Origin of the sequence: Citrobacter sp. Res13-Sevr-PEB04-36 (assembly GCF_015672735.1) — a bacterium.
Lineage (GTDB): Bacteria > Pseudomonadota > Gammaproteobacteria > Enterobacterales > Enterobacteriaceae > Citrobacter.
Genome location: NZ_JADABY010000052.1, coordinates 1 through 12,354 on the forward strand (window position 1 = coordinate 1; position 12,354 = coordinate 12,354).

Below are 12,354 nucleotides of genomic sequence, written 5' to 3' on the forward strand. Positions count from 1 at the left end.
GCCGCCAGGAGAGTGCCCCCTCCCGGCAGCAAGACGAATCAGGCAATCTCTACCGTTTTCACGCGATCGAACTCAGCTATCGTTTCAGCAATTAGCGCATCGTTAGCCCCGATATATGACAGCGGCTCGCAGGCGGCGGTAATTTCCGCCACAGACAGTGACGCGCGGATTTCCGGGCTAGCCTGCACGATCTCCATGAAGCAGTGCTCTCCGGTTGCATGCTTTAGCAGGTCTTTCACTAAGTTATAGGCGGACTCTCTGCCGATTTTGGCGGCAAGTTTCATCGTCAGCGATTCCGACATAATAAAGTGTTTCGAGCAGTCAAAATTGGCGCGCATCTTCTCTTCATTAATGATGAGATGCGAAAGCAGATTTTTTGCACGTGTCAGGCTGGTCGATAAGGCATTCGATGCCTCCGGAAGGATCGTCCAGTTCAAAACCCTCATAGAGGCGGCTCGCACATCCTGTTGATCCAACATGGCCGGCGCACCGGAAGCATACATCCAGCCCATTCTGGCCAACGTTTGCATCATGTTACTGGCGCGCGGATTGACTTTGTGCGGCATTGTGCTTGACCCGCCACCGCCTTCGCCTTCAAACACTTCAGCGATCGGCGTGCGCCCCATGGTTTCAACATCGTTAGCCAGTCGACACAGCGTGCCATGAACAAGCGCAAAAAACTGCACAACTTCAACAACCGCGTCCTGACTGGCATTATTAATACCGCAGGGCAAGTTCAGACCCAGCTCCAGCATCAGTCGTTCACGGGTTTCCATACCCTGCTCACCCACGGAAGCCAGATTACCTACCGCACCACCAAAGAGTCCGGTCACCGCGCGCGGATACAACTGCTGCAGTCTTGCCATGTGGCGGTTAACCTCAGCCAGATAACTGCAAACATGCAGCCCCCATGTTGTCGCAGAGGCATCCACCGAATTAGTACGCGCAACCATCACCGTCCGGATGTGTCGTATTGCCATCGCTTTCAACGCTTCGCCAACATCGAGCAATTGCTCGCGTAACAGCTGCAGTGTTTGTTGCAGTCTCATTGCCATGCCTGAGTCCAACAGGTCCTGGGTCGTACATCCCCAATGCAGGAACTGGCCTACCAACGGCGTACCGAAGGCAGAGATCTGATCGATTAGCGGTTTTATCGCCATACCCACCGTTTGTGTTTCCTTTGCCAGAGTAGGCCAGTCTATCTGTATTTCCTGGCAGGCTTGCGCAATTTCAGTTGCCGCCTGCTCGGGGATAATGCCTAACTCACTTTGAACGCGTGCGACAGTGACCTCAAAACGCAACCAGCAACGCAGCAGATTGTCGTCAGACCATATTTCCCGCATCCGGCCGTGGGTGAACAATGAAGAATAAAGATCAGAATCAAATACCGTTGTTTGCTTACCGAACATACAGCGCCTCTCCGGCCAATGAATGCGTTATAATCGAAAATGTGATTAATCAATTTTGCGGGATCTGTTCTGCAAATTACAGGGGAAAATAGTATTCCCCCCCAAAACCGGCTATGAGAATGCACTATTCCCATTTTCAGTTTTTGCTCCCGTTAGAAATGGGATGTACTTCACAGTAATTCCAGAATTACAGTTTAAACAGTCGCAACATTTCAATAAAAACGTTCATTAAATATAAGAACCATTAATGCAATAGCGCAATCAGATATATTTATGCGTGAATAATCACATTTCATTACGAGAAAAAATTTTTCCCATACCGCTGCCATTCCTTTTTCACAAACAATTATCCCGCTGTGAACTTTCTTTTTATGGTCAGGAAACTAATGCTGTTTTGAGGGATGACATGAAGCTAAAAAATTATTCACTAATATTACTAATGGGTATGAGTTCCTCGGCGTTCGCCTTAAACGTCTATAATAAAGATGGAAATACTCTGGATATCTATGGACGTGTTGAGGGTAAAATTGCGAGTGGTCAGAATTCATTTGCCGGCAGTGAAAGCCGAAGCGATTTGGGTGGACGTGTAGGTATTTATCTCACCCGAGATCTGGATCTGCTGCCAGATACCAAAATTGTGGGTCGCCTGGAATGGCAGGTGCGTACCGAAAAAAATGATAACAATACCGGTGAAAGCGATATGGAAGCCCGCTATTCCTATGTCGGTCTGTCGAATAAAACATGGGGTGAATTGATCACCGGGAGAACCAAAAACCCGTTGTATCAGGTTATGAAAATGACCGATAAATACAAAAACTTTACGCCCAATATCTACAGCTATGGCATTACAACCATTGATGATTCGTACCAGTTCAACCGCCAGGACGGCACCGTACAGTGGAACGCCAAATTTGCCGGTAACGAAATTCAGCTGGCATGGGTCTCCGGTAATGGCAACAGCGATAACGAAGCCCTGGATTACGGCGCGATGGCCAGCTATCGCAAGTCTTTCAAATTTGGTGATTTTAGAATTACACCAGCACTCGCGGCCAGTCGTTACAAACGACAGGATGGCGTAGTGACCACCGATGGGCGTAATCAAAACGATCAAATTATGGGAGGGTTACAACTCGGTTATAAAGCCTATGAGGTCGCGGTAACCGCATTACGGACTTCTATTTCCCGCGATAACAAAAGTGATAATAATTATAAAGGAATGGATTCACTTATTTCCTACAACTTTGGCACCGTCAAGGTTCTCACTGGATATAGTTTTTTAAATGAAGATGGTAAAGATATCGCTGAAAAAGAAGACTGGCGTGCTGAAGCGCAATTAACATTGGCTGAAGATACGTGGTTATCATTTACTTACGATAAAGAATTCGCCAGTAAGAACAAAAAAACCAATGATGATGCGCTCATCGTTGGACTCCGTTATGATTTCTAAGAGATAACCGATGAAAAAGATAACTTTGCTTACCGCTGCAATGGCCCTTGCACTGAGCTGTATCTGCGCTCACGCTGATACGTTATTAGCGCCTTCCGCTCATGCCAAAATGGATGGCGAGAATAAAATCGTCGCGCTTTATGGTAACTCGTTCACGTTCTATAACAATAATATCAACACCCGATTACGGGATTTGACGCAGTCTTTACTGCCTGACCATGCCAAAGGCTATAAGTATCGGGGGATCACGATTTCCAGCGGTCATTTAGGCTGGCAAATTGAGAATATGCGCTACCAGAACACGTTACAGAAATGGGATGTGGTGGTATTGCAGGGGAACTCCACTGAAACGATCTCAAAGAAAGAAAGTACCCGACAAAACTTCGTTGACTCTGCAACCCAAATGGCCGAAATGGCGCATAAAGCAGGTGCAAAAGTCGTCTATTTCATGACCTGGGCGAAGAAAGCTAAACCCGAAGATAGCCAAAAACTGGCCGATGCTTATATCTCTATTGCGCAGAAAACGGGAGGATATGTGGCTCCGGTTGGCTTGGCTTTTGAGAAAGCGCGCAAAACCCATCCGGAAATAAATCTGTATTATCATGATGGTGTACATCCTTCTATTTCTGGAACGTATCTCGCCGCATGCGTATTCTTTGCCACCCTGTATAACCAGTCTCCGGTCGGTGGCGCGCTTCCCGTTGATACGGACATGACCCCTGCTACCGCCAAAGCGTTACAACAAGTTGCATGGGAAACCGTCACTGAGTTCCAGAAGTCGTAATCACCAGGTTATTCGTTCCCTACACGCCGGCAATTCTGTCGGCGTGAAACGCGTTATCCCCCACCAATTCCTTAGCATCCTACGCAAATAAGAATTATTTTCATTTGTTATTCCTTGTGCTATATAACATAGCAAAGGCTATATTCGATGATAAATTAACCACTTTCTTGTGAGGGATACTATGCCGCACCTGCCCCGTCTGAAATCGTTTATCCTTGCCTGCGTCCTGACGTCACTGTCGCTGTCGCCTGCATGGGCGAAAGAAAAATTTAAGGTGATCACCACCTTTACGGTGATTGCCGATATGGCTAGCAATGTGGCGGGTGACGCGGCCGAGGTCAGCTCCATTACCAAACCGGGTGCTGAAATTCACGAATATCAACCCACGCCGGGCGACATTAAACGCGCGCAGGGCGCACAGCTGATCCTCTCCAACGGTCTTAATCTGGAGCTGTGGTTTGCCCGCTTCTACCAACATTTATCCGGCGTGCCGGAGGTCATGGTCTCTGACGGCGTGAAGCCGATGGGCATCAGCGAAGGTCCCTATAACGGCAAGCCGAATCCCCATGCCTGGATGTCGGCTGAGAACGCACTTATTTACGTCGATAACATCCGCGATGCGCTGATGAAGTACGATCCGAACAATGCCACCATCTACCAGAACAATGCCGAGCGCTATAAAACGAAAATTCGTCAGACGCTCGATCCCCTGCATGCGGCGCTGGCAAAAATCCCGGCAGATAAACGCTGGCTGGTCACCAGTGAAGGGGCATTCTCCTATCTGGCGCGCGATAACGATCTGAAAGAGCTGTATTTGTGGCCGATCAACGCCGATCAGCAAGGCACACCCAAACAGGTGCGCAAAGTGATCGATGCGATCAGAACTCATCAGATCCCGACGGTATTTAGCGAAAGCACCGTGTCCGACAAGCCAGCCCGTCAGGTGGCGCGTGAGTCCGGCGCACATTACGGCGGCGTGCTGTTTGTCGATTCGCTGAGCGCTGCCGATGGTCCGGTACCGACCTATCTGGATTTACTACGCGTGACAACGGAAACCATTGTCAGCGGGATTAACGCGGGTTTGGGGAGCCAGCCATGAGTCAATCTGCGATTTCCGTCAATCAGGTGACGGTGACGTATCGCAACGGTCATACTGCGCTGCGCGATGCCACCTTTCAGGTTCCGGGCGGCTCGATTGCCGCACTGGTTGGCGTCAACGGCTCCGGGAAATCAACGCTGTTTAAAGCGCTGATGGGGTTTGTCCGCCTGGCGCAGGGCGAAATTTCTATTTTGCAGCAACCGGTCAACAAGGCATTAAAACAGAATCTGATTTCCTACGTTCCCCAGTCGGAAGAGGTGGACTGGTCATTTCCGGTGCTGGTGGAAGACGTGGTGATGATGGGACGCTTTGGCCATATGGGCTGGCTGCGTCGTCCAACCGCACATGACCATCAATGCGTGGATGCGGCGCTGGCGCGGGTCGATATGCTGGACTATCGCCATCGGCAGATCGGCGAACTCTCCGGCGGACAGAAAAAACGCGTTTTTCTGGCGCGCGCCATCGCCCAGGACGGACACGTTATTTTGCTGGATGAACCCTTCACCGGCGTGGACGTGAAAACCGAGGCCCGCATCATCGACCTGCTGCGCGAACTGCGCGATGAGGGGCGCACGATGCTGGTCTCTACTCACAATCTGGGCTCGGTGACCGAGTTTTGTGATTACACGGTAATGATCAAAGGGACGGTGCTGGCGAGCGGCCCGACCGACACCACCTTTACCCCTGAGAATCTTGAACTGGCGTTCAGCGGCGTCCTGCGTCACGTGAAGCTGAGCGGCGGTGAGCAGCACGTGATCACCGATGATGAACGGCCGTTTATTTCGCGACGTACGCCCAACGAGGGGGAATCACCATGAACTGGCTGACAGAACCGTTTGGTTACCAGTACATGCTCAACGCCATGTGGGTCTCAGCGATGGTCGGCGGCCTGTGCGCGTTTCTCTCCTGTTATTTAATGCTCAAGGGCTGGTCGTTAATTGGCGATGCACTGTCGCACTCGATTGTACCGGGCGTTGCCGGGGCCTATATGCTAGGGCTCCCCTTCGCGCTTGGCGCGTTTCTTTCCGGCGGGCTGGCAGCGGGCAGTATGCTGTTTCTTAACCAGCGTTCACGCCTGAAGGAGGATGCGATCATTGGGCTGATTTTTTCCTCTTTCTTCGGTATCGGGCTGTTTATGGTGTCGCTCAATCCGATGTCGGTGAATATTCAGACCATTATTCTCGGTAATGTGCTGGCGATTGCACCGGAAGATATTCTGCAACTGGCGATTATCGGCGTCATCTCACTGACCATTCTGCTGTTGAAATGGAAAGATCTGATGGTGGTTTTTTTCGACGAAAACCACGCGCGCTCTATCGGTCTGAATCCGGGCCGCCTGAAGCTGTTATTTTTTACGCTGCTTTCGGTTTCCACCGTTGCGGCGCTGCAAACCGTCGGCGCATTTCTGGTGATTTGCCTGGTGGTAACACCCGGCGCCACGGCCTGGCTGTTGACCGATCGCTTTCCCCGTCTGCTCACTATCGCCGTCGCTATCGGTAGCCTGACCAGCTTTTTCGGCGCCTGGCTAAGCTACTGGCTGGACGGTGCGACCGGCGGAATTATTGTTGTCCTGCAAACACTGCTGTTTCTGCTGGCATTTGTCTTCGCACCAAAACACGGTCTGTTGGCCAACCGTCGCCGCGCCCGCCAGGTGAATAAGGAGTCCTCATGTTCTTAACCGCCCTGCTGGAACCCTTCCAGTTCAGCTTTATGGTGAACGCGCTGACCATCTCCGTTGTTGTCGCCGTACCCTGCGCGCTGCTGTCGGTGTTTTTAGTCCTCAAAGGCTGGGCGCTGATGGGCGATGCCATGAGCCACGCGGTGTTTCCAGGGATCGTGCTGGCTTACATCGCGGGTATTCCACTGGCGATAGGCGCGTTTATCGCTGGGCTGTTCTGCGCGGTGGCGACCGGCTATCTCGATGATAACAGCCGCATCAAACGCGACACGCTGATGGGAATTGTCTTCTCCGGCATGTTCGGTGCCGGGCTGGTGCTGTACGTCTCAATCCAGTCTGAGATTCATCTGGACCATATTCTGTTCGGCGACATGCTCGGCGTCTCGCTGGGGGATATCGCGCAAACAGCGGTTATTGCGCTGGGGATTGCGCTTGTCATCGGGTTAAAGTGGAAAGATCTGCTGCTGCATGCGTTCGATCCACACCAGGCAAAAGCCTGCGGGCTGAACACCACCCTGCTGCATTATGGTCTGCTGTGTATGATCGCGCTCACTATCGTCGCCACGCTGAAGTCGGTGGGCATTATTCTGTCGATCTCGCTGTTAATTGCCCCGGGAGCGATTGCAATTTTACTCACGCGTCAGTTTTCCCACGCTCTGATACTGGCGGTCATCATGTCGATGGCAACCTCATTTATGGGCGTCTACCTGTCATTTTTCATCGACAGCGCACCGGCCCCGACCATCGTCGTTTTATTCTCCCTGCTGTTTGTTATCGCCTTTATTTATTCCACCCTACGCGATCGCCGCTTAGAAAGGCGACGCCTGCACGACGGTATTTAACGCATAAAGATAAGAAGGTGGGATATTTATCAGGGCCAGCTCAACAGCGGGCTGAGCACCTCGCATCCCACCAGCGCCCGCAGCGCGGGCAGGCGACAACCGTGAGCCAACAGCGGGGGCAGTGCAAAAATGAACTCACTGGAGAGCATGACATGCTCCAGTTGCCCCCATAAGTACCAGCCGGTATCGACGCCGCTTGGCGGAACAAAAAAGTGCAAATGACTGCCCTCATGCGGCTCATCGGCAATGCCCAGCCACTGGCTAAAGCGCGGGATCTCCGGTGAAACGTGCGTCACCCGCGAGCAATTGCGTACCTGGCTTGCCGGAATATAAAAGTCCTGTATCCCCATGCGGATGCGCACGGCCGCCAGATTAACGGGTTGCGTCATCACCGCAGGTCTCCTGATAGCGGTCAAATACCAGATTCAGATCCAGCAGGGTAAACCAGGTGCCAGCGACGTTCACCACCCCGACGGCAATGGGTTGTAGCGCCGGAGGCAGCGAATCACCGGGTAAATGAATCTGACTTTCCACCACCTCAAGAACATCAATCAGCGTGTCGATCAGGATGCCGCTTTGCATCTTCTCACCACAGCCGATCAGGATGGTACGTTTTCCCAAAGCGCTTGCTACGGGGTTGTCGATCAAGCCGTCCAGCCTCATGACCGACTCCACACGTCCGCGATAGTTGATCACCCCTTCGAGCATCGGCGGGCAGCAGGGTACCCACGAGATAGGACGTTCCGCGAGGATCTCTCTTATCTGCGCACCGTAGAAGGCAAAGTTTTTATCCGCCAGCTGAAATAACACCAGCGTGCGCTGCGGCTCATCGACGCTTTCACACTCTGGTTTTTCACCATGATTCAACGCGAGGATCTGCTCCAACTGTGAGTTCATGCCCTCTCCTTTTCTTCAGCGATACAGAAGGTGTTGCGGCCTTTTTGCTTGGCGGCATACAGAGCCTGATCGGAACGCTCACGCAACGTTTCAATACGATCGCCAAACTGCCACTGCGCGATGCCTGCGCTGAAGGTACTGTGAAAATGGGTATCGTTAACGGAGAACGCGACCTGCTCATAATCCTTACGTAAGCGTTCCACCACCAGCGCGGCGGTTTCGCTTGTGGTATTCGGCATAATGATGGCGAATTCTTCCCCACCGTAGCGACCCACAATGTCGGTGCTACGTAAACGATGGGAAAACAGCTGCGAGATGCCGACGATCACCTGGTCCCCGACGACGTGGCCATAGGTATCGTTAATATTTTTAAAACGATCCAAATCCACCATCACCATGCAGAATGGTTTCCCACTGTAGTTAGATTCAGCGATCGCGCTTTTAAGAAAGTGGGTAGTCGTCGAATGGTTGTATAACCCGCTCAGACTGTCCTGCGACATGCGGGCGCGCAGGGCTCGCATTCTTTCCGCGCGGATCGAGACGGCGTGGATCAGCTCCTGAGGATCGGCCTGTTTGAGGATAAAATCCTCCGCACCGATGCTCATGGCGCCGAACTGTGCTGTTTTATTGGTTTCGCTGGAAAGATAGGCAATCGGCAGGCCAATATGCTGCGGGATCTGGCGGATCAGTTTGGTGAGATCCGCGCCGCTAAACTCGGGCATGTGGTAATCCATCAATACCAGATCAACCGGCTGGGCGTTCAGCACATGCAGCAAATACTGTGGTTTCTCCAGAACATGCACATCCATTCCCGCCATCCGCAACATCTCCGCGTTGTATTCCGCGACTGCAGGCTCATCGTCAACCAACAGCACCTGATAGGGTTTCTTTAACGACGGCTGGGTTAAGCGATGAAGCTCCTGCACCAAATCGGTGATCGATGCCGGTTTAACGAAGTAGCCGTCGCAGCCAGATTTAATGGCATTAATGCGCGCCGTAAAGTCGCTGTGGCAGGAGAGAAACAGCACCGGGAAAGCGGTGCCGACTTTCTTTTTCAGCTCCGACATCGTCAGCGGGCCGCCGTAGGCGTTGTCAGGGAAGCTGACATCCATAATCACCACGGAAGGCGGTTGCGCCAGCACAGCCTGGGTAAAGTCCGCAGTATTCGCGAAAACATGGCAGGTGAAACCGAAGCAGCGCAATTGGGTGGCAAGCAGCTCAACCTGGTCGATGTCATCATCGCACAGGTAAATCGGTTTACTGGTGCGGCGAACAAAACCTTCCTCTGTTTGTTGCGAGGAGATCGGTAATTTAAAGCCCGTGTCGCTGATGCGATGCTCAAGACTGAGCTGCTCCTGCGTCAGGGTGTAAAGCCAACGGATAATCCGCCGCAGTTCATCACAATGTAATGTGCATTGATCCGGCTCGGTGAGTAATCGCTCACCTTCAGCGGAGGCGGTAGCGAGCGGAGCAAAACCAAAAGACCCGGCAGACCCATGAATACTGTGCAGTAAAATATGCAGCTGTTTACGGCAGGCCTCGCTGGGTTCCGCGACCAGTTGCACCAATAACCTTTCCGCTTGTGCCAGCATGTCGGGAATGCGGCGTAAAAAACCCTGTCTCAGGCGCGATATTTTTTCCTGAGCGGCTGCCATGGCGAGGTGCTTATTTTCTTGTTTCATCGTAAGGTTTTTAACTTATTCAGTCGCTGTCTGCAGTAGCGCATTGACTGCAGCCCCGAGGTTTTCCGCCAAATTCTCATCTTTTTTCACCCAGCGGTCGTACAGAATGTCACTGGGCGTAACCTCATTAGCACTCAGTAAAATGAACGGCTTAGACCAGCCCTGGGCACGTAACAGCGCCAGCAGATCCAGGCCGCTAATCTCAGGCATATGCAGGTCACTAATCACCATATCGAGTGTTTTATCCGAATCCAGGCACGCCAGGGCAGAGATGGCGCTTTCCACAATTACCACCTCGTAACCGTCCATCTCCAGGAAGACGGATGCCAGTTCAGCGGCAAAAAGATCATCATCAACTAATAAAATTCGCATCGTCTCTCTCGATGTTGTGCCCTCAGCACAACAGCATTTTTAAGGTTTTTATCAGGCTGTCCTGCTCAAAATCGCCCTTGGCAATGTAGGCATCCGCACCCACCTGAATACCACGTCGCCGGTCTTCTTCCTTAGCGCGGGAGGTCACAATAATGATCGGCGTGTGCTGGTAGTTTTTCTCGCCACGCAGTGATTTAGTGAAGGTAAAGCCATCCATAAACGGCATTTCGACATCCGTCAGGACCGCATCAAACTGGGTCAGTTTCGCTTTCTGCAAACCTGACAGCCCATCTTCCGCCAGCGTCACCTGATAGCCATGCGCTTCCAGTACATTCTTTTCTATCTCGCGGGTATTCAGCGAGTCATCAACTACCAGCACATGCCAGGCGTTTTGCGCCACGCTCACCGGTTTTACAGGCGTGCTGGTTTGTCGCGATTGCTGCGCCATCGCCATCAGGGCAGGAACTTGCAGGATGCTAACCAGCTGGTTCTCCGGTGTCTGAACCATTCCGGATACCAGCGATTGCTGTTGCATATGCTTCGGTAGCGGCTTGATCATCATCTTGCGCTCATCAAGCAGCTTATCGACCCGCAGCGCCATCTTACTGTACTGATTTTGCACAATAATTAAGCGTTGCCCCGCCGATGAGGCACTTCCCTGACGCACGTGAATGCCCAGTAACTGGCCTGCGCAAACCACCGGAATAAACTCGTTATGTAAAATAATGGCCGGGCGTCCGGCAATATCGCTGATCCCCTCAGGAGTAAACTCCACCACCTCGACCACGTATTGAGCGGGCAGCCCAAACAGATGCCCCTGCTCTTCAAATTGCAGGATGCGCATCATCGTCAGTGACACCGGCAGGCGCAGTGTGAAACTCGTCCCGACACCTTGCCGACTGTATACCTGCAAATCGCCCTGCAGATCGGTCACCACCGTTTTACGCACCACATCAAGACCGACGCCGCGTCCAGAAAGCTCAGAGACGATTTTGCTGGTCGAAAAACCGGGGTGAAAAATCAGCTCATTGCACTCCTGCTCGGAGAGCTGCCCGGCCATCGATGCAGGTACCAATCCCCTGCTGACCGCCTTCGCGCTGATGGCCGGATAGTTCAGGCCGCGACCGTCATCTTCCACCCGCAGCAATATTCCGCTGCCATCCTGCTGCGTGGTGATGGTAATCGTGCCGCGCGTGGATTTACCGAGCGCCAACCGCTCATCAATGTCACCAATACCGTGATCGACGGCGTTACGCAGTAAATGCGTCAGCGACTCCGACAGTCGGTCAATGAGCTGGCGGTCAATCTCCACTTCGCCCCCCACAAAGCGGCAGACCACCTGCTTATTTAGCGTTGAGGCCAGCTCACTCACCTGCAATGAAATCGGTTCAAAGAGCGTGGAAAGCGGGAGCATGCGGATCCGCGCCGCCACGTCATACAGTTCAAACATCTGCAAATGCTGGACCTGCACACTCTCTTTTAACTGGGCGCTGAAATCGCGGATCTGCTGACGAAGCTGCTCTGCGCTCAGACCTAACAACCGTGGCACAATGTGACTCAGGTTTTGTATCTGCTGTTCCAGACGATCATGACCAGCAACCACTTCTCCCAGAATGTCGATCAGATCGTCCAGTTTGTTGAGCTTGACGCGCACAAAGTCGGCCTGCTTAATGCCGCCGTCCACGGTAATTGACGCCGCCGGTTTTTCGGCTTTCCCGGCTACTTCCATCGTCAACGTGGTAGCCTCCCCACGGCTCGCGCGGGCAAGACGTTCACACAACCCTACATCCGCAGGCGGCAGTTGGTTATCCCCTGCGCTGACAAAAAGCTGGGTCAGCTGGTTTGAGAGATACTCCACCGATTCATGAATCAGGTTGCCCAGCGCCCGGTCCGGCGTCAGCTTTTTATCCCGTAGTTCGCTCAGTACGTCCTCAAGATGATGCGTGACATCGGCGATACTTTGCAGTTTCAGCATCCGCGCGCCCCCTTTTAGGGTGTGCGCGGCGCGAAACATCTCGCCTATCCCGGCATCGGTATGTTCACCAGCGGAGAGCAGAAACGCCCCCTCGCTGATCGTCTGCAAATGACCTCTCCCTTCATCAATAAAACGCAGAACGAATTTTTTCAGATCGATAGCCATAATC

The 12,354-nt window shown here is 52.5% G+C and carries 12 protein-coding genes; 6 read left to right on the forward strand and 6 right to left on the reverse strand.

All coding sequences use genetic code 11. The annotated features are described in order from the left end of the window. Window positions 1–38: 38 nt before the first annotated feature. Window positions 39–1,409 carry an adenylosuccinate lyase family protein gene (locus IMQ48_RS15485; RefSeq protein WP_196209750.1) on the reverse strand — a complete coding sequence of 457 codons (1,371 nt, stop codon included), beginning with the start codon at window positions 1,407–1,409 and terminating at the stop codon, window positions 39–41. Between the two features lie 406 nt (window positions 1,410–1,815). Between IMQ48_RS15485 and IMQ48_RS15490 the strand changes: the two genes are divergently transcribed. The 6 genes from IMQ48_RS15490 to sitD all read left to right on the forward strand — a co-directional run bounded on the left by IMQ48_RS15490 (window position 1,816) and on the right by sitD (window position 7,259). After that, entirely contained in the window at window positions 1,816–2,856 is a 1,041-nt protein-coding gene (locus tag IMQ48_RS15490) for a porin (RefSeq protein ID WP_196209768.1), read from the forward strand. Window positions 2,857–2,866: 10 nt separating this feature from the next. After that, window positions 2,867–3,640: a DUF4886 domain-containing protein gene (locus IMQ48_RS15495; protein WP_196209751.1), complete on the forward strand. Its 774-nt coding sequence runs from the start codon at window positions 2,867–2,869 to the stop codon at window positions 3,638–3,640. Between the two features lie 181 nt (window positions 3,641–3,821). Then, window positions 3,822–4,739 carry an iron/manganese ABC transporter substrate-binding protein SitA gene (gene sitA / locus IMQ48_RS15500; RefSeq protein WP_196209752.1) on the forward strand — a complete coding sequence of 306 codons (918 nt, stop codon included), beginning with the start codon at window positions 3,822–3,824 and terminating at the stop codon, window positions 4,737–4,739. Next, entirely contained in the window at window positions 4,736–5,557 is an 822-nt protein-coding gene (sitB, locus tag IMQ48_RS15505) for an iron/manganese ABC transporter ATP-binding protein SitB (RefSeq protein ID WP_196209753.1), read from the forward strand. The genes sitA and sitB overlap by 4 nt, the downstream gene beginning before the upstream one ends. Further along, a complete protein-coding gene (gene sitC / locus IMQ48_RS15510) occupies window positions 5,554–6,417 on the forward strand; it encodes an iron/manganese ABC transporter permease subunit SitC (protein ID WP_048213040.1) in 864 nt (287 codons plus the stop codon). The genes sitB and sitC overlap by 4 nt, the downstream gene beginning before the upstream one ends. After that, window positions 6,408–7,259, forward strand: coding sequence for an iron/manganese ABC transporter permease subunit SitD (gene sitD / locus IMQ48_RS15515; protein ID WP_196209754.1), 852 nt, complete (start codon window positions 6,408–6,410; stop codon window positions 7,257–7,259). The genes sitC and sitD overlap by 10 nt, the downstream gene beginning before the upstream one ends. Before the next feature lie 29 nt (window positions 7,260–7,288). Here sitD and IMQ48_RS15520 read toward each other — a convergent pair whose 3' ends face one another. The 5 genes from IMQ48_RS15520 to IMQ48_RS15540 are packed head-to-tail and all read right to left on the reverse strand — an operon-like array spanning window position 7,289 to window position 12,350. Continuing rightward, on the reverse strand, window positions 7,289–7,648 hold the full coding sequence (locus IMQ48_RS15520; RefSeq protein WP_196209769.1) for a hypothetical protein: 360 nt from the start codon (window positions 7,646–7,648) through the stop codon (window positions 7,289–7,291). Further along, complete coding sequence (locus IMQ48_RS15525; RefSeq protein ID WP_196209755.1) at window positions 7,632–8,156, reverse strand: chemotaxis protein CheW; 525 nt, start codon at window positions 8,154–8,156, stop codon at window positions 7,632–7,634. The genes IMQ48_RS15520 and IMQ48_RS15525 overlap by 17 nt, the downstream gene beginning before the upstream one ends. Further along, window positions 8,153–9,838, reverse strand: a complete 1,686-nt coding sequence (locus IMQ48_RS15530) for a diguanylate cyclase (RefSeq protein WP_196209756.1) — start codon at window positions 9,836–9,838, stop codon at window positions 8,153–8,155. Before IMQ48_RS15530 ends, IMQ48_RS15525 begins: the two co-directional genes overlap by 4 nt. 15 nt (window positions 9,839–9,853) lie before the next feature. Next, window positions 9,854–10,210, reverse strand: coding sequence for a response regulator (locus IMQ48_RS15535; protein WP_196209757.1), 357 nt, complete (start codon window positions 10,208–10,210; stop codon window positions 9,854–9,856). A gap of 22 nt (window positions 10,211–10,232) precedes the next feature. Continuing rightward, entirely contained in the window at window positions 10,233–12,350 is a 2,118-nt protein-coding gene (locus tag IMQ48_RS15540) for a response regulator (RefSeq protein WP_196209758.1), read from the reverse strand. Between the last annotated feature and the right edge of the window lie 4 nt (window positions 12,351–12,354).